At 54.4% G+C, this 16,818-nt stretch carries 15 protein-coding genes; 11 read left to right on the top strand and 4 right to left on the bottom strand.

Features of this window, described 5'->3' with window-relative positions; genetic code table 11:
• Positions 1 to 57 precede the first annotated feature (57 nt).
• Positions 58 to 1,578, top strand: a complete 1,521-nt coding sequence (norR, locus tag AYI96_RS02735; RefSeq protein ID WP_071475458.1) for a nitric oxide reductase transcriptional regulator NorR — start codon at positions 58 to 60, stop codon at positions 1,576 to 1,578.
• Positions 1,579 to 1,688: 110 nt separating this feature from the next.
• Complete coding sequence (locus AYI96_RS02730; protein ID WP_071475457.1) at positions 1,689 to 2,603, top strand: L,D-transpeptidase family protein; 915 nt, start codon at positions 1,689 to 1,691, stop codon at positions 2,601 to 2,603.
• A gap of 94 nt (positions 2,604 to 2,697) precedes the next feature.
• Here the strand turns inward: AYI96_RS02730 and AYI96_RS02725 are convergent, their stop codons facing one another.
• Together AYI96_RS02725 and AYI96_RS02720 are read right to left on the bottom strand one after the other, a co-directional pair.
• On the bottom strand, positions 2,698 to 3,519 hold the full coding sequence (locus tag AYI96_RS02725) for a M14 family metallocarboxypeptidase (RefSeq protein ID WP_025890080.1): 822 nt from the start codon (positions 3,517 to 3,519) through the stop codon (positions 2,698 to 2,700).
• Positions 3,520 to 3,619: 100 nt separating this feature from the next.
• Positions 3,620 to 3,961 (bottom strand): FKBP-type peptidyl-prolyl cis-trans isomerase, encoded by a 342-nt coding sequence (locus tag AYI96_RS02720; RefSeq protein WP_025890081.1) that lies wholly within the window; start codon positions 3,959 to 3,961, stop codon positions 3,620 to 3,622.
• Positions 3,962 to 4,145: 184 nt separating this feature from the next.
• On the opposite strand from AYI96_RS02720, the gene zapE reads away from it, so the two are divergent.
• On the top strand, positions 4,146 to 5,264 hold the full coding sequence (gene zapE, locus AYI96_RS02715; RefSeq protein ID WP_071475456.1) for a cell division protein ZapE: 1,119 nt from the start codon (positions 4,146 to 4,148) through the stop codon (positions 5,262 to 5,264).
• A gap of 64 nt (positions 5,265 to 5,328) precedes the next feature.
• Here the strand turns inward: zapE and glnE are convergent, their stop codons facing one another.
• Positions 5,329 to 8,181: a bifunctional [glutamate--ammonia ligase]-adenylyl-L-tyrosine phosphorylase/[glutamate--ammonia-ligase] adenylyltransferase gene (gene glnE / locus AYI96_RS02710; protein WP_144360954.1), complete on the bottom strand. Its 2,853-nt coding sequence runs from the start codon at positions 8,179 to 8,181 to the stop codon at positions 5,329 to 5,331.
• Positions 8,182 to 8,416: 235 nt separating this feature from the next.
• Between glnE and AYI96_RS02705 the strand changes: the two genes are divergently transcribed.
• From AYI96_RS02705 to AYI96_RS02670, 8 genes are all read left to right on the top strand, one after another.
• Positions 8,417 to 9,367 carry a hypothetical protein gene (locus AYI96_RS02705; RefSeq protein ID WP_039034534.1) on the top strand — a complete coding sequence of 317 codons (951 nt, stop codon included), beginning with the start codon at positions 8,417 to 8,419 and terminating at the stop codon, positions 9,365 to 9,367.
• A gap of 31 nt (positions 9,368 to 9,398) precedes the next feature.
• Positions 9,399 to 10,298: a DUF350 domain-containing protein gene (locus AYI96_RS02700; protein WP_039034533.1), complete on the top strand. Its 900-nt coding sequence runs from the start codon at positions 9,399 to 9,401 to the stop codon at positions 10,296 to 10,298.
• A 4-nt stretch (positions 10,299 to 10,302) separates the two neighbouring features.
• Positions 10,303 to 12,030, top strand: coding sequence for a polyamine aminopropyltransferase (locus AYI96_RS02695; protein ID WP_039034532.1), 1,728 nt, complete (start codon positions 10,303 to 10,305; stop codon positions 12,028 to 12,030).
• 79 nt (positions 12,031 to 12,109) lie between these two features.
• Positions 12,110 to 12,523, top strand: coding sequence for a YjfI family protein (locus tag AYI96_RS02690; protein WP_025010359.1), 414 nt, complete (start codon positions 12,110 to 12,112; stop codon positions 12,521 to 12,523).
• 11 nt (positions 12,524 to 12,534) lie between these two features.
• The gene (locus AYI96_RS02685; RefSeq protein WP_039034531.1) at positions 12,535 to 13,224 is read left to right on the top strand and encodes a PspA/IM30 family protein; all 690 of its coding nucleotides are present in this window, start codon (positions 12,535 to 12,537) and stop codon (positions 13,222 to 13,224) included.
• Positions 13,225 to 13,230: 6 nt separating this feature from the next.
• On the top strand, positions 13,231 to 13,881 hold the full coding sequence (locus tag AYI96_RS02680; protein WP_039034530.1) for a hypothetical protein: 651 nt from the start codon (positions 13,231 to 13,233) through the stop codon (positions 13,879 to 13,881).
• A 6-nt stretch (positions 13,882 to 13,887) separates the two neighbouring features.
• The gene (locus AYI96_RS02675) at positions 13,888 to 14,214 is read left to right on the top strand and encodes a hypothetical protein (RefSeq protein ID WP_039034529.1); all 327 of its coding nucleotides are present in this window, start codon (positions 13,888 to 13,890) and stop codon (positions 14,212 to 14,214) included.
• Positions 14,215 to 14,285: 71 nt separating this feature from the next.
• Complete coding sequence (locus tag AYI96_RS02670; protein ID WP_039034569.1) at positions 14,286 to 15,083, top strand: ion transporter; 798 nt, start codon at positions 14,286 to 14,288, stop codon at positions 15,081 to 15,083.
• Between the two features lie 148 nt (positions 15,084 to 15,231).
• Here the strand turns inward: AYI96_RS02670 and AYI96_RS02665 are convergent, their stop codons facing one another.
• Positions 15,232 to 16,716, bottom strand: a complete 1,485-nt coding sequence (locus AYI96_RS02665) for an inorganic triphosphatase (RefSeq protein ID WP_039034528.1) — start codon at positions 16,714 to 16,716, stop codon at positions 15,232 to 15,234.
• Positions 16,717 to 16,818 lie beyond the last annotated feature (102 nt).

The following is a 16,818-nucleotide window of genomic DNA, read 5'->3' as shown; positions in this document are numbered from 1 at the left end:
TGACATTCCACTGTCCCTGGGGTAGACTCACCCCAGGGATTTTATTCAGGTCAGCTTATGCCACTCAGCCATTCCGATCTCACCCGTATCGCGCTGGATATCACCTCAGGTTTGCCAAACAGCGACAGATTCAGCCGTCTGCTGGCAACGGTACGGGACAATCTCCATTGTGATGCCGCCGCTCTACTGAGGTTTCAGGGCAATCGCTTTATCCCACTGGCAATCGATGGCCTCAGGGCCGATGTACTCGGTCGCAGCTTCAACATCACAGAGCACCCGAGACTGGAAGCCATCGCCCGCGCCGGCGATCTGGTGCGCTTTCCGGCAGACAGCCAATTGCCGGATCCCTACGATGGCCTGATAGCCGCCCATACAGATAAGCTCAAGGTGCATGCCTGTATCGGCCTGCCGCTGCTGGACAAGGAACAACTGATAGGCGCCTTGACCATAGATGGTCTGGACCCTTGCCAGTTCGACGATTTCAGCGATGAAGAGCTGCGAAGCCTGAGCGCCATCGCCGCCGCCTCCCTCGGCAATGCCCTGCTGCTGGATAAGTTGGAAAGCCTGTCGCTACAGAGCCAGAGTCGACCTTTGCCGGAAAGCGGCCATAGTGAACTCCTGGGAGAAAGCCCGCAAATGTTGGCGCTGAAGCGGGAAATTGCCGTGGTCGCTCCCAGCGATCTGAACGTATTGATCCTCGGTGAAACCGGCACGGGTAAAGAGCTGGTTGCCAAGGCAGTACACGCCGCCTCGCCCAGAGGCAACAAGGCTCTGGTGTACCTCAACTGCGCCGCCCTACCCGAGTCGGTCGCCGAGAGTGAACTCTTCGGTCATGTCAAAGGCGCCTTTACCGGCGCCATCAGCAATCGCGCCGGTAAGTTTGAATTGGCCGACAAGGGGACTTTGTTTCTCGACGAGATAGGCGAGCTCAGCCTGCCGCTGCAGGCCAAGTTACTCAGGGTGCTGCAATACGGCGATCTGCAACGGGTTGGCGAAGATAGAAGCCTGACAGTGGATGTGCGGGTTATCGCCGCCACCAATAAGGATCTCAAAACCGAGGTGGTTGAAGGCCGCTTTCGCGCCGATCTCTACCACAGGCTAAGTGTTTTCCCGCTACTTGTGCCGCCACTGAGAGAAAGGGGCCGCGACATACTGCTGCTTGCCGGGCATTTTCTTGAACGTTGCCGCAGCAAGCTGGGGCTGGAGCGCCTCAGTCTGTCCGCCGAATCGGAAGCCTGGCTGCTGGCCAACGACTGGCCCGGCAACGTCAGGGAACTGGAACACCTGTTGCACCGCGCCAGCGTGTTGGCGCGCGCCGCCAGTGACCATAACCAATGCCAGTTGCAACTGGGTGAGTTACAGTCAAAGAGCCCCTCTCCAAGTGCGCTGCCGCGCCAGTTGGACACAACAGTGCCTGCAGAATCCATTACACTCAAGCAAGCCACAGCGGAGTTCCAAAGACAGCTGCTGCGCAGTGTGCTGGAACGGCACCAATACAACTGGGCCGCCAGTGCCCGCGAGTTGGGTGTCGACCCGGGCAACCTGCATCGACTGGCAAAACGCCTGCAACTGAAATAGTTTTTTGCCGCAATCTGTTGAAATCTGCGCCGGAAAAGGTAAGGATGCCTGCTCGACTCTGATGCCTGAAACCATGGCGACTGACAGCGTTTAATGAAGAAAAATATCCTATGACAAGAATTCCCCGCCTCGCCCTGTTACTGGGCCTGTTGCTTCCCGCCTGCCTGTCGCAGGCCGTTGAATATCCTCTGCCGCCAGAGGGCAGCAGTATCGTCGGTGACAACCAGTATTATGTAGTGCCCGATGACAAACGCACACTTGAGAGTGTTGCCGACGAATATCAACTGGGGCTGACCAACATGACCGAGGCCAACCCAGGGGTAGACCCTTTTCTTCCCAAGCCCCGCAGCACATTGCTGATCCCCCATAAACTGATCCTGCCGGATGCCCCCCGTAAAGGGATAGTGATCAACGTGGCCGAAATGCGCCTCTACTACTATCCCAAAGACAGCAATACGGTACAGGTCTTACCCATAGGTATAGGTCAAATAGGCCGGGATACCCCGGAAAACTGGGTGACCAAGATTTATCGCAAACGCGCCAACCCCACCTGGACCCCAACGGCCAGGATCCGCAAGGAGTATGCCGCCAACGGCATTACCCTGCCCAAGGTCTGGCCCGCAGGCCCGGATAACCCCATGGGCTTGTATGCGCTTTATATCGGTAACCTGTATGCCATTCACGGCACCAATGCCAGCTTCGGTATAGGCCTGCGTGTCAGCCAGGGGTGTGTCCGCCTGCGTAATCAGGATATCGAGCATCTGTTCAATACTGTGCCCAACGGCACCCGGGTACAGTTTGTCAATCAGCCGATAAAGGCCAGCCTGGAGCCTGATGGCGGTCGCTATCTGGAAGTGCATCAGCCACTGTCGCGCACCGAGGCCGAGTTTGAATCCACCGCGCCTGTGGTATTGAAGATGACCCCGGCCATCAGCCGCTTTATCGCCCATGCCGACACCGACTCCACCGTGCTCAAACGCCTGTTGGATGACAGAAGCGGTATTCCTACCCGCCTCAATCCCTGAACCCTTTAAAAAGCAAGACCCCAGCCAAGGCTGGGGTCTTAGGGAAGGTGCGAATAAGTCCTTGTGGCACTCTGGCTTGCACAGCAATTGGCTGTTACCCCTTGATGGGAGCCAACTGCTGCTGCACAAAGGCGTGCATCACGGCGCTGTTGGCCAGAATTCGCTGATCCAGATTCTGGGTCGCCGGTGTTTCACTGCACACCCCCACCTTGGCGCCGGTGCGAACCAGCCAGGCCTCGAACGAAGTATCAAAGTGGTTGAAGATGACCCCGTCTTGCACCGGACAGCCATCGATATCGCCATCGGCGGCAATATCAAAGAAACGCCCCAGAGTATCACGCAGCTGCAAACTGAACTGACCAGGTGATTGTCTGGGCTCAAAAGAATAGATATAGGTGTGCTGCTGCAACACATCTTCATGACAGGTCAATATGCCTTCGCGGCTGGCGCCCTGCAGCAGTTGACCATATTCCAGCAGCAGCTTGCCTTCAACCGAAGGTGAACTGGCTTCGCCCTCTTTGGGCTGTAAAAACCCCCGGTTGGGGTTTTCACCGAACTTATTGAATCTGTGCCCCTTGGCAAAGCCAGTGGGGTTGACCAAAGGCAACAAGCTTAGATTAATTCGCTCGAAAATATCCTGTTGCAGTTCACTGAGGAAATGCAGCATACCCCAAGGGCCGGCAGCCTCTTCACCGTGAAATCCGGCACTGATCAACACAGAGGGCAGCTCCGCCGTCGCTGAGGGCGACTGATACAGCTCCAGTGGATAATCACCTATTTCGCCCAACTTCTTGCGCCCCAACTGCAGACGATCAACTTCCTGTTGCAATTGGGCATAGAAATGTTCGATATCCGTACTGTCGCAGGCAAAAATGTCTGAATGCCATTGAAAAGATGCGAAGGGGGAACGGCTCATAGTGCTTTTATGACTCAGATGAATGAAGGGCAAAGCTATAATATCAGCTTTATATAAAAACAAAATCCATCTGAGCCAATAGCTCTCAAAAGCCCTGGACTCAATCGTCGCGGGTCAGGACTTCCAGCAGTTCAATTTCAAATTCAAGATCCGAATTCGGCTTGATCAGCGCCCCAACCTGGCGTTCGCCATAAGCCAGATGTGCCGGAACCTTGAGTCGGCGTTTGCCACCGACCTTCATTCCCATCAAGCCCAGATCCCAGCCCTTGATCACCCGCCCCGTGCCAATGACACACTGAAAGGGACGGCCCTTGTCCCAGGAAGAATCAAATTGAGTACCGTCACTCAACCAACCTCGGTAGTGAGCCGTGATAAGCGCTCCTTTCACCGCAGCTTTGCCCTGACCTTCCTCAATATCTATGATTGCCAATTCTGCCGTCATGGCTTGTTCCTCAACCTATGGTTCAAAAGGCGCATCTTATCCGTAAAAGGAACTGAACACTATTCCATGGATAGATGAAGCGGCATGGCAGGCACTTTTCCTTTAAGCTCAAGCCCTTGCTATACTGGCCGCCCGCGGCACTTATATGGCACTTAAATAACAGTCACAGGATGGGACGTCCAGAATGAAGCACACAATTTCCCCCTCTGAACGCTATGCCCAAGGCCCTTGGCAGCAAGACCCCGCCCAGTTGCCTGCGCTGGCAGCGCTTGATAAGCGTTTTCAGGCGCTCGGTCAGGGAAACAAAGTCCCCGGGCTCTACCTGTGGGGCGATGTCGGCCGCGGCAAGACCATGTTGATGGATCTCTTTTTCAATGCCGTCGAGGGGCAGCCCAAGCTCAGACTGCATTTTCATCACTTTATGGCCAGGGTTCACAGAGATCTGAACCGCATCAGCGGCACCCGTGAGCCTTTGGATCAGATTGCCGCCACACTGGCCAAAGAATGCCGCCTGCTGTGCTTCGATGAGTTTTTCGTCTCGGATATCGGCGATGCCATTATTCTTGGACGTTTACTCGAAGGCCTGTTTAACCGTGGCGTTATGCTGGTCAGCACTTCCAATACGCCAATCGAGCGCCTCTATGAAAACGGCCTGCAGCGAGAGCGCTTTTTGCCGACTATCGACTTGTTGCAACAAAAGATGGAATCGCTGCACCTCAATGGCGAGCAGGACCATCGCCTCACCAAAGGCGCGCTCCATGCCCAGGCGGCACTTCCCCTGCTGCAGCTTGGCAATGAACCTGACTTCAGCCAGTGGCTTTCAAAAAACGCCTCGGGTCCAGGGCAACTCAGCATCATGGGCAGAGCGCTTTTTTTCCAAGCCATGGAAGCCACACAATCCCTGGCCTGGTTTCGCTTCGATCAGCTGTGCGAAGGGCCGAGATCCACTCTGGATTATATGGAGCTGGCCGAAACACTGGATACTCTGCTGCTGAGCCATGTGCCCAGACTTGGCGGTGAGCGCCGCGGCTGGATCCGCGCCCGTGGCACCGAAGATGCTGCCGAAGCCGTCAGCACAGGCGATAGAAAGCTCAGTTATGCGCCGGAGGATGATGCCGCCCGGCGCTTTATCGCCCTGATAGATGAGTTTTATGACAGGGGTAAACAACTGGTGCTGCATGCCCAAGTACCACTGGAACAACTGTATCAGGGCGGCGCCCTCAGCTTCGAGTTTCGCCGCACCTACAGCCGCTTAAGCGAAATGTTGCAGGGAACTCCCGGCAAGCCAGGGGTAGGTTATTGAAACGCGAATAAAGATGACATCAACCTCTTGTATCCGAGCCATGCCCATCAGCCATAAATAACTCTTACCCCAGGATAAGCTCATAGATGTTGCTGACCCGCTCGGCCTGCTCCGCCACTTTTTCCTGCGCCACTTGCCCAGGCAACCCGGCCAGAGTTAACCTGTGGTTTTCATCCCTCAGCATGCAATAGGCCTGAGTCAGATGCTGCGCCGACATCAAGGGCAACAGCTCAAGCTCAGCCAACACCTCAAAAATCCGCACATTATCAGACCAGATACACAGCTCAGGGTACTTATGGGCATGGGCCAGCACCAGATACTGAGCGATAAATTCAATATCGGCGATACCGCCAACGCTTTGTTTAAGATCGAACATTCCCTGCGGCGCTTTGAGCAGATGGTCGCGCATCTTAAGGCGCATCTCGCGCACTTCGCTGGCCAGCTGTTTCCTGTCTCTTGCTTGGCGCAGCACACTGTCTCGCACCGTCTGAAACTCCTGCGCCAGGACGTTGTCACCGAAAACAAAGCGGGCACGAACCAAAGCCTGATGTTCCCAGGTCCAGGCCTCCTGCTGCTGATATTCACCGAAATGCCCAATTTCACTGACCAAGAGCCCGGAGGCGCCCGATGGTCTCAGGCGCATATCCACCTCGTAGAGCTCGCCCGACATGGTGCGGGTAGAAAACAGGTGTAATATCCGCTGCGCCAGTTTGAGATAGAAGTGCCCCACATCCAACGGCTTGTCACCGTCAGTCGAGCCGCCCTTGGCATTGTGCAGAAACACCAGGTCGAGATCCGAGCCGTAGCCCAGCTCAATGCCCCCCAGCTTGCCATAGCCGACGACGGCAAAACCTATCTCCCCGTCAGCCAGGCCAGGCGGCATGCCGTGGCGCTCTGTCATTTGCTGCCAGGCCTGTTGCACCACTTGCTCTATAATGGCCTCGGCAAGAAAGGTCAGGTGATCGCTGACCTGCATGATAGGCAAGACCCCGGTGACATCCGCGGCGGCAATTTTCAACTGTTGTGACAGTTTGAACTGCCTGAGCGCCTCCATCTGCTGCTCCATATCCTCTTCCGGAACCCGCAGCAGGTATTGACGCAGTTCACTGCCGTAATCATCCAGAGAAGTGGTGTCATAAAGCTGCGCCGGATCGATCAGCTCATCCAGCAACATGGGGAATTTCGCCAGTTGCTGGGCAATCCAGGGACTGGCACAACACAGGCTCACCAATTGTTGGCGGGCGCCGGGGTTTTCACACAAAAGTTCAAGATAAGTGGTGCGGGTGAGGATCTGCTCCAGTACGCCGGTTACCGGCTTGAATGCCTTGCTGGGATTGGGCTGCAGCGTCAGCTCCTCAAGCATTTTCGGCATCAGCTTATCCAGGGTATCCCGCCCTCTTGGGCCTATGGCCCGGCGTGATACCGTCTCGTGCCAATGGGCCAGACTGCTCCAGAGTTCATTGTCTTCTATGCCTCGCTCGGCCAGCAGCGATTGTATGTCTTCCTCGCTGTCACAGACCCAGAGCTGGCAGGCCCAGCTATCGCTTTGCTCCTCATTGTCTTCATCACCGCCGACGGTATCGCGAAAATGGCGATGAATTTTGAACATGGCAGAATCAATCTCACTGCGCAGCTCTGCTTCATTGGCCATCTCCAGTGCATAGCAGAGACGATGCCAATCCAAACCGTTATCCGGCAGGGTCTGGGTCTGTTTATCTCCTATGGCCTGCAACAGGTTTTCTACCCGGCGCAGCAGCAGATAACTTTGCTTGAGTTCATCTACCGCCAGGTACTCAAGTTGCCCCAAACGAAAGAGGGTATCTATGGCATCGAACAGGCTTTGACTGCGCAGCGCAGGCTCCCGGCCGCCGCGGATAAGCTGAAAACTCTGCACCACGAACTCCACTTCGCGGATACCGCCGGCACCGAGTTTGATGTTGTCCTTGAGCTGGCGCCGCCGTACTTCCTGGGCGATAAGGCGTTTCATCCGCCTCAAGGAATCTATGGCAGAAAAGTCGATATAACGCCGGTAAACAAAGGGGCGCAGCAGGTCGTGAAGCTCATCAGAGTATTGAGTCCAGGGACCAAGCGCACGGGCTTTGACCATGGCATAACGCTCCCAGTCACGCCCCTGCTCCTGATAATAATCCTCAAGGGCGCTGTAGCTGACCACCAGCGGGCCACTCTCGCCATAGGGACGCAAACGCATGTCGACCCGGAACACAAAGCCATCGACTGTGACCTGCCCCAGCAGATTGACCAGGCGTTGCCCCATGCGGATAAAGAACTGCTGGTTATCCAGGCTGCGCCGACCGCCCTGGGTCTCGCCGTGTTCCGGGAAGGTAAAGATCAAGTCGATATCGGATGAGAAATTCAGCTCACGACCGCCCAGCTTGCCCATTCCCAGGATCATCAAGGGTTGTGGCTTGCCGTCGCTGTCACAGGGGGTTCCCAGACTCTGGCACATTTCACGATAGAGCCAGTCTCTGGCGCCGATGATCAGTGCCTCAGCCAATACAGAGAGATCAAGCAGTGACTCCTGCAGCGGGCTATAACCCATGAAGTCGCGCCAGGCGAGGCGTACCATTTGCCGATTGCGATAATTTCGCAGCACTGATTTGGCGGTTTCTTCCTGGGTGACAGAGTCGAGCAGGGATTGAATTTCGCCGGCAAAGTCTTGTCTATCCAGGCGAGTGAGCTGGCCGGTAAACAAGGGGGCAATCCACTCTGGGTGGCGGCACAGCTGAGTGGCAACATAATCACTCAGGCCCATAACTCGCTGCAGCTCCTGCTGCTCGATGAGGCTGAGCTCGGTGACCACCTCAGGCCAGCGCTCCACCAGCAGATGCCAATGCTTACCGGCCTGCTTACACAGCAACTCGGAAAACGGCTTTTGACTGTCACACCCCAATTCCATAGTTATCCCTGTTCGATTGTATTCAAGATTATTTAGACATATTATGTCATTTTACTGCACGTATCTCTGCTCGACATGAGGGTTACCAAGTCGATGCCTGTGATTCTGACTTCACCCCAATTCTTGTGGGTGATACTCTGTGCACAGATTACACCAACTTGCACTGACGGCCTACGGGGACCAGAGGTTTTAGCACCGTTTGCCAGTCTCAAGTGCTTATCATAATGGAGAAAACATGGCAGGAATGCTGATCCGTATTCTCAGTCTGCTAATGCTGTTATCACTGACAGCCTGCGGTGACGACAGACCCGAGCAGATCGCCCAGTTGCAACAGCTGAATGACCAACGTCTGGAAAAACTCGGCCAGATGCTGGACAAAGACCAGCTGCGCAACGGCATCTTACTTAAACAGTATGGTCAAATTCTGGCGCAGCAGCGGCCGGAATTACAACCGCTGGTGGAGCAACTGACACTGGATGCCACCAGTAAAGGACCACTGTACAAGTCTCTGGAAAGCAGGGTGAAAGACGCCAAGGTGGCGAGCAACTTTGTTAATCTTGACCAACAGTTGGAAGAGGAAAACAACCTCTATCAAGCGCTGGACTCAAGCCTGTTCAACGACATGCTGTCAGATCCCGTCAATGTGATTGCCGATATGTCAGAGGGCAAACTCGCCAGGGTCAACGCCATCAGCCGCGAGGCTTCAACCCTGGCCAATGGCTCGGAAGACTTTGGTGCCGGCAGCCAGTTGGTGGGTAACCCCGCCTATGGCCAGTGGCAAACCGATTCCAACGGCATGTCCTTTTGGGCCTGGTATGGCATGTACTCCATGTTTTCCAACCTGTTCCACAGGCCGGTTTATTATGACAACTGGTCCAGAGGCAGGGATTACAGCTATTACAATGATGTGGGCCGCTATCGCTATACCTCCCCCAAGCAGGCCAAGGCCCAAACTCAGGTCTATGAGCGCACCAAAAAACGTTTCGACTCTCAAGGCAAACGCTTTGACAGCCCTTATGCCAAGTCCCGCTCCGGCTCCAGCGCCCTCTCTCGTCAGAGCAGCGCCGCACCCAAGCCATCCAGCAGTGGACAATCGGCCAGCAAGTTTCGCTCAAACTACTCTAAAGACAGCAGTTTCCGTAATTCTGGCAGTCGCACCAGCCGTGGTGTCAGCCGGGGCAAATAACTCAGCCAGGATCACAACTTAAGGAATGAACATGACTCTATTTCAGGAATTCGGCATCACTCAGGAACTGGCCGTCATACTCGCCATCGACCTTTCTATCGCCGTGGTACTGCTCACTCTGACCCGCTACCTGCAAGGCTGGAGTATTCGGGTAAACAGCAGTGAAGAGCTGGCGGTCAGAGACAACTTCGCCTTCGGCATCAGCACCGCCGGCGCTGTTGCGGCACTGGGTATAGTGCTGACAGGCGCCATTACCGGCGCCGCCGCTCACAGTTATCTGCAGGAAGCCATCGGCATGAGCGCCTACGGCCTGTTTGGTCTGGTGCTGATCAAAATGGGGCGCTTTTTGCACGATAAAATCGCCTTGAATAATATCGACAAGAACGCCCTGGTACTCAAAGGCAATGTGTCGGTTGCCATAGTCGATGCCTCGGCCGCTATCGCCACTGCGATTATTATCCGCGCCGTGCTGCTGTGGGCCGAAGATCTGACTCTGGATACCTTTATTGCCATCCTTAGTGCCTTCGCCATCTCTCAATTGATGCTGGTGTTGCTGACCCGCCTCAGAGAGAATCGCTACGCCGCCCGCAACCAGGACAGCTCAATGCAGCAAGCGCTGGCACAGGGAAATACCGCCCTGGCGATACGTCATGCCGGGGCGATGATCGCCATGGCGCTGAGCTTCAATGCCGCCAGTCACTTTATCGTCTTCAGCCCTGAAGCCTATGTCACCAACGCCCTTGGCTGGCTGGTGTTCTCCTTCATTATGTTGGTGGTACTGAGCCTGCTGCTGCCCTTGGTCAAACTCCTGGTGCTGGCAAAAATTGACCTCGCCGATGAGGTGGAAAAGCAGCACAACATAGGCTTGGCCGCGGTTGAAATGGCGATCAGCATAGCGGTTGCGCTGATCCTCACCGCTTTGATGGCCTGATCCCGTGGCATTAAGTAGTCACACCAACACCCAAGAGCCCAACAGACGCCACTTAGGTGCCCTCGATGATGCCCTGCTTTTGGGGATCATGGGGGTACTGGCGGCCTGTGGTCTGATATACGAATACCTGCTTTCCCATTATGCCGGGCGCATTTTGGGCGCCCTCGAGGCAGCCATCTACACCATGATAGGCTTGATGATAGTCTCCATGGGCTTGGGGGCCTTTGCCGCCCGCAAGATAAAGTGCGCCTTCAGTGGCTTTGCAGTATTGGAATTAACTGTCGCCTTGCTGGGCTCACTGGCGATTCTGATCACTGCGGCCGTCATCGGCTTTGGCCACGAGCTGCCGGAACTGATAGGACGAACCCTGGGGCTACCGCCGGATCATCTGCCTAAGGGTGGCTTTATCGGCCGTTTTCAGGAATTATCCCGCTACCTGCCCTATCTCTGGGGTGTGTTGCTCGGCTTGATGATAGGCATGGAGATCCCGCTCATTGCCAGGGTGCGTCAGGCTCTTTCCGAAGAACACCTGCTGCACAATGCCGGCACCATCTATGGCGCCGACTATATAGGCGCAGGTGTCGGCGCGGCGCTCTGGGTCGGCTTTATGCTGGCGCTGGATATCCAGCTGGCTGCCGCCATGACAGCCGCCTTTAACCTCTTGGCCGGGTTTATCTTTATTATCCGCTTCAGAGACAGGATCCGCGCCGCCAACTGGTTACTGGCGGCACACGTACTGGCTACGGGGATACTGCTGATGCTGGCCATCAAGGGGCCAACCTGGGAGCAAGGGTTCAACAACCTCCTGTATCAAGACAAGGTCGTCTATGCCAAGGCTACCCGGTTTCAGCAACTGACACTGACCAAGCGCCTGATGGGTAACCATCTGCCGCCGGTGTACTCCCTCTATATCAATGGACGGCTGCAGTTCTCCTCCAGTGATGAACACATCTATCATGCCTTCCTGGTACATCCGACTCTGGCAGCCAGTGCCCGTCACGACAAGGTGTTGATCATAGGCGGTGGTGATGGATTAGGCTTGAAACAGGTACTGAAATGGCAACCCAAGCAGGTCACTCTGGTGGATCTCGATGCCGAGATGGTCAAACTGTTCAAAGAACCCGGGGCTGAAGTACCGGAAGATCTCAGGACTGCATTGCTCGGCCTCAACGACAACGCCTTTGCCGATCCCAGGGTGGAAACGGTTTTCGACGATGCCTTTAACGGTGTCGACCGCTTGCTGGCCCGCGGTGATAAATACGATGCCATCATAGTGGATCTGCCTGATCCCTCACATCCGGATCTCAATAAGCTCTATTCAGACCTGTTTTATAAAAAACTCAGGGAACTTTTGAGCGCGGATGGAGCCATCAGTATACAGTCCACCTCGCCTTACCATGCGACCAAGGCCTTTATCTCAGTCGGCAAGACCCTGGCACTGGCGGGATTCAAGGTGAATCAGTATCACCACAATGTGCCCAGCTTTGGCGAATGGGGCTGGACCATAGGGACACTCAATGGCCAGGACGCCAAGAGCAGGCTGCAGCAGATGCAGCAACTGCCGGTAGAGGATGACTGGTTGACGCCTGGGCTTATTCGCGGCGCCTTCGAGTTTCCGAAACAATTTTACACTAAGATGGACCAGGTTCAGCCCAACACCATAGGCTCGCTGCAGCTGTATTACTACCACCTGCAGGCGTGGACAGATGAACAGGGTGTAGCAACCTTTTAAACAGGCAAAGATAACGCTTGACATATTATGTCTCGGTGTTATCTTTAAACGCAGACATAATATGTCAAAGAGGACAAATATGAATATTCACACTATTGCCAATCATTTAAATGGACTTGGCGACAACAGCTCTACTGGGTTCCAGTTTGACTGTTACCCCATTGAAGGGGATGTAGAAGTGTTGCAGGTCAATGTGGTTGGCCGTGAAGAGATCCCCGTATTTGTTTCGGTAACGGAAAACCAAATCCTCTGCATCAGTTATCTCTGGGGAGAGGATGAACTCAAGCAGGAACGCCGTGCCGAGATGTTTGAAACCATGTTGGAACTCAACATCCCTATGCCACTGTCTTCATTCGCCAAGATTGATGATAAGTATGTGGTTTACGGTGCACTCTCCCTGCAATCGAGCATGCTGGAAATAGAGCAGGAACTCTCTGTCCTGTCTGACAACTGTCTCGAAGTCATTGACGAACTGGTCGACTTTTTGAAATAAGGAGCCAAATCATGGGCATACTGAACAAAATTCTTACAGCATTCCGCGGTGGGGCCAACGAAGTCGGCCAAAGCATAGTGGATGCCAATTCAACCCGCATCTTCGAACAGGAGATCCGTGACGCCGAGAAACACCTCACCAAGGCCAAGCGTGAACTGACAGATGTGATGGCCAAAGAGATGCAAGCCAGCCGCGAAATCGATCGCATTAAGCGTGCTATCGCCGAGCATGAAGGCTATGCCACTCAGGCACTGGAAAAAGGCAATGAAACCCTGGCACTGGAAGTGGCCGAGAAGATTGCCCAGCTGGAAATGGAACTGGCCGAGCAACAAACCGCCAACGACAGCTTCAGCGCCCACGCTGCCCGCCTGAAAGATCTGGTGAAGAAAACCGAACGTCAGTTGGCCGACTATCAGCGTCAGCTGAGCATGGTCAAGACCACAGAAAGTGTGCAAAAGGCCACGGCTTCCATTACCGACTCTTTCGCGTCAAGCAACTCCAAACTGCTCAACGCCAAAGACTCACTGGAGCGTATCAAGGCCCGTCAGCAACAATTTGACGACCGCCTGAAGGCTGCCGAAAACCTGGAAGCCGAGAACAGCGACCAATCGCTGAAAGCCAAGCTGGCTGAAGCCGGTATCGGCGAGCAGAAGAGCAACGCCAGCGATGTGCTCGAGCGTTTAAAAGCCAAGAAAGGCTGATAACCTATGGGATTCTTTGGCAGCCTGTTTGGCAAAAAAGAAACTCCAGTGCGTCAGCTTAAGCATCCGTCAGAGCTGCAAAAGGGCGATATGATCTCCCTAGATGACAGCTTTGCCCTGCCTGCGCACCTGCGCGGGCAGCAGCTTAGGGTCGAAGCCGTCAATACCTATGAGTATCAGCGCAGTCAGTCGACTGAGTGGGTACTCAAGGGGCACAGCGGTGAAGCCATCTATCTGGGGCTGGATGAAGACGACGAAACCTGGCTGGCTTTTTCACTGAAAATAAGCCGTGCTCAGGTCGATGCCTTGTTCGATCTGGATGATTTCTCCGCCATCTTCGATGAACCGGGGAAAGCTGAGCTGAGTACCAAGGCGCTCACCGCCGAGACTGAGATGCTTGAGCAATGGCTCGGGAAACACTACCATCAGGTCAGTTTTGCTGAGTTTGGCTATTTCCACCGGGAAGATTACCGTGGGCTCAGGCCTCCTCAGGATGCTGACGGTGCAACAGGTGATGCCTTCGAGAGCTATCAGTTGCTGGATGATGACGAGTCTCGCGCTGTGGATATCGAAGTCTATGAAGGCGGCGAAACCGATGTGGCGCTAACCCTTTACCGCCCCCTCAGCGATATTCGTGACTACTGGCCAGGAGAATAATGCGGCATGAGCAAGAACCACCCTTATCCGGAAAAATGGTTACAAAACCAAAAAGCTGCCAAGGCAACCCAGGTAGCTTTCGATCTGGATGAAAGGTTTCAATACTCCATCCGCAAGGCGGCCCTGGATACAGGAGTAAGCCCGTCAGATCAGATCCGCATGATATTGGGTTTATCCGTGGCCAAGCGTCCCAAGCGGCCACGGTTAACCGTTTCGCTCAGTCCCGCCGACTATGTTCAGCTCGCCGAAAAATACGGCTTGGCACCGGATGCACAGCTGGAAATCAAAAAACGGGTATTGGAAGACCTGGTACAATTCGTAGACGAACAATAAACGCGCGCATTTACAGGAAACGGTAAGTCTTTTACCCTGAAAGGATATCAAGTTTTTCAATGGAAGAACCAATGCCGGATAAACCTCGCTGGTTCCTGAAGCCGCCTGTTCAAGTCTCCCCTTTCGAATTGGCGATGATGTTATTGTCGCTGATTTCTGTGGTTGTGATCCTGATCATGACCTTTGTCCCTGTCGATCCTGAAACCCATAAGCTGTTGTTTTATATCGATACGGGTATCTGTTTTATCTTTATGAGTTATTTCCTGGTGGGCTTGGTTCAGGCAGAGAATCGACTCGCTTATATCAAGTCTCACTGGGTCGACTTTGTCGCCAGCATTCCGGCGATTGAAGCGCTGCGCTTCGCCCGTTTATTCCAGATCCTCCGGGTATTGCGGCTCATTCGCATGAGCAGTTCGCTGATAGGGCCACTGCTGAAACAAAGACGTCAAGCCACTATCGCCAGCCTACTGGTGTCCATGGTGACTATCATCACTATCGCCTCGGTATTGATGTTGCTGGTGGAAAGCGGCGTCGAAGGCGCCAATATTCAAACCGCCGAAAACGCTATCTGGTGGGCAATTGTGACTATTTCCACCGTCGGATACGGTGACTTTTACCCCGTGACGACTGTGGGTCATGTAATAGGTGGCATAGTCATCGTCTGCGGGGTCAGTTTCTTCGGGGTCATTTCCGGTTATATGGCATCGCTGTTTGTCGCCCCTGATGAACAAGAGAGCCTGGAAAACCAAAGCAAGGTCATCAAGAGCGAGTTGGATCTGGTACTCGAACGCATGGAAGCTAACCAACAACAGATGCTGACGGAGATCGCCGACTTGAAGCAGAAACTGGCGCAGCAACAGCGGGACTAATCCAATCAACAAGAAGGACGCCTAGGCGTCCTTCTTTGTGCTTATTTCCGGGCGACTCCTCCGGAAAACTTAGGGAAGGCGCGAATAAGTCCTCGTGGCCTTCTCTTTTGTAGTAGAGTGGCTTGCACAGCAATTGGCGTTCAAGGCGTCAACGCCAGTAAGGGAGTTGCTGCAGCGCCATCTTGCGGGATTGCTCCATCGCAAAAATCAAACTCTGCTGTTTGTCGGTCAAGGCTTCGGCACACTCAGGCGCCAACTGCTCGGCCATGACATAAGCGCCAAGACTGATGATCCCATGACTCAAGTCCTGCCAGGGGGCACGGAAACTATCGCGAGCCTTGGATGAGTAGAGACTGCCATAAGCCAGCCCCACCAAGATGCCTTCATCCAAGGGCGTTGCCAGTTTCAAATAGTCATCACGGCTGAGTTCATCCCCCGGCATGGCCGCCAACAACTTTTGCCAGGATGCCTCCTGCAGACCGTCACAGGTTCCCTTCAAGCCACCGGCCACGACTATCTGCATTTCACCACTGGCAAGTTCGAGCAACATGTTCACCAGTTGCAACTGCAGCTGACCATAGCGGCAATCCTGCCATAGCGTTTGTAAACGGCCGTGGAAATCCATATTTTGCAACTGTTGCGATGCCCGTTCACGCACATCCCCCGCATTGCCCAGCTTACCAAGCAGCAACTTATCCTGGGCCAAACGCCCGAGATAATTGGCTTCTGTCACAAAAGCGAGTTGCTGCTCCAGCCAGGAAAATCCCGCTTTGGTCTGGCTGTTGCCCAGGGTGAACTGCCCCAAAGTCAAGCGCAGCAGGCGCACGCAAGAGCGCAGACGCTGCCACAATAGCGCTTGCCCTACCGGGTCATCAAAACTCTCCGCAATCATGCCCTCCAACAGTTGCCAACGCTCCAACGCCGTTTCCAGCACCACCAAGAGTGTCGCCTTGATATCATTATCACAGGGCAGACTGATATATTGCAGCGCTTCCAACGCCAGTGGACTGGCCTGCTGCGCCAGGCGATAGCCTCGCTGCGCCTTACTGGCCTTCCCCAGGCGCAGGGGCACATTGGCTGCCACCTGCTGTGCCAGCGGTAAGAGATCGGCTGCTCGGCCCCGCTTGAGTTCAAATTCCAGCTCACAAAGCGATTCGCTCCGGCCCCCGGCACTGATAGTGCCGGTATCCAGTGCCAGCTCTATCAGGCTATCCCCCTGAATCACCAACCAGCAGCAACGCTGAAAATCAGTATGAAACAGGCAACCGAGGCGGGCTTGCAGTCCGTCGATATCGGTATTCTCAGGCCAAATTTCAGCAGGAAACAGCGATAAAACAGGGCTGTTGGCATCAATATCGACATTGTATTCCGGTCGACTGTGGATCCCACCGCTGACCCGACCGGCTGTTTTTATGGTCTGCTCCCGCTTACCGTCACATCCGCGGACTCTAAGCCCCATATCCAGCTGACGCAGTGCCAGCTCTGGCGTATCATAATAGCCATTACTCAACTGCTGGCATCCCTGGGATGTAGCGGCGGGTAAAGAGTTCAGAAATGTGGTCAGCTGACTGACTTCTGTGGCGGGGAAAAAGAGCTTAAGTTCTATCTCATTTTGTTGATTGTCGGCATCCATGGTGCGCTACTGCTCATTTTGTCATCAAAAATTCATCATCTCGTCATTCAAAGGTCACAATGTCATATTGTTGTCACAAAAATGACCTAGGATTATCCTGTC

Origin of the sequence: Shewanella sp. MSW, from assembly GCF_007636515.1 — a bacterium.
GTDB classification, from domain to species: domain Bacteria; phylum Pseudomonadota; class Gammaproteobacteria; order Enterobacterales; family Shewanellaceae; genus Shewanella; species Shewanella indica.
Note: the sequence above shows the minus strand (reverse complement) of the source record. Positions and strands in the feature narration are given on the sequence as shown.

Bases quoted from the DNA above. Each gene is read 5' to 3' on its own strand.
- norR (WP_071475458.1), top strand. From the start codon at position 58: ATGCCACTCAGCCATTCCGATCTCACCCGTATCGCGCTGGATATCACC.
- AYI96_RS02730 (WP_071475457.1), top strand. From the start codon at position 1,689: ATGACAAGAATTCCCCGCCTCGCCCTGTTACTGGGCCTGTTGCTTCCC.
- AYI96_RS02725 (WP_025890080.1), bottom strand. From the start codon at position 3,519: ATGAGCCGTTCCCCCTTCGCATCTTTTCAATGGCATTCAGACATTTTT.
- AYI96_RS02720 (WP_025890081.1), bottom strand. From the start codon at position 3,961: ATGACGGCAGAATTGGCAATCATAGATATTGAGGAAGGTCAGGGCAAA.
- zapE (WP_071475456.1), top strand. From the start codon at position 4,146: ATGAAGCACACAATTTCCCCCTCTGAACGCTATGCCCAAGGCCCTTGG.
- glnE (WP_144360954.1), bottom strand. From the start codon at position 8,181: ATGGAATTGGGGTGTGACAGTCAAAAGCCGTTTTCCGAGTTGCTGTGT.
- AYI96_RS02705 (WP_039034534.1), top strand. From the start codon at position 8,417: ATGGCAGGAATGCTGATCCGTATTCTCAGTCTGCTAATGCTGTTATCA.
- AYI96_RS02700 (WP_039034533.1), top strand. From the start codon at position 9,399: ATGACTCTATTTCAGGAATTCGGCATCACTCAGGAACTGGCCGTCATA.
- AYI96_RS02690 (WP_025010359.1), top strand. From the start codon at position 12,110: ATGAATATTCACACTATTGCCAATCATTTAAATGGACTTGGCGACAAC.
- AYI96_RS02685 (WP_039034531.1), top strand. From the start codon at position 12,535: ATGGGCATACTGAACAAAATTCTTACAGCATTCCGCGGTGGGGCCAAC.
- AYI96_RS02680 (WP_039034530.1), top strand. From the start codon at position 13,231: ATGGGATTCTTTGGCAGCCTGTTTGGCAAAAAAGAAACTCCAGTGCGT.
- AYI96_RS02675 (WP_039034529.1), top strand. From the start codon at position 13,888: ATGAGCAAGAACCACCCTTATCCGGAAAAATGGTTACAAAACCAAAAA.
- AYI96_RS02670 (WP_039034569.1), top strand. From the start codon at position 14,286: ATGCCGGATAAACCTCGCTGGTTCCTGAAGCCGCCTGTTCAAGTCTCC.
- AYI96_RS02665 (WP_039034528.1), bottom strand. From the start codon at position 16,716: ATGGATGCCGACAATCAACAAAATGAGATAGAACTTAAGCTCTTTTTC.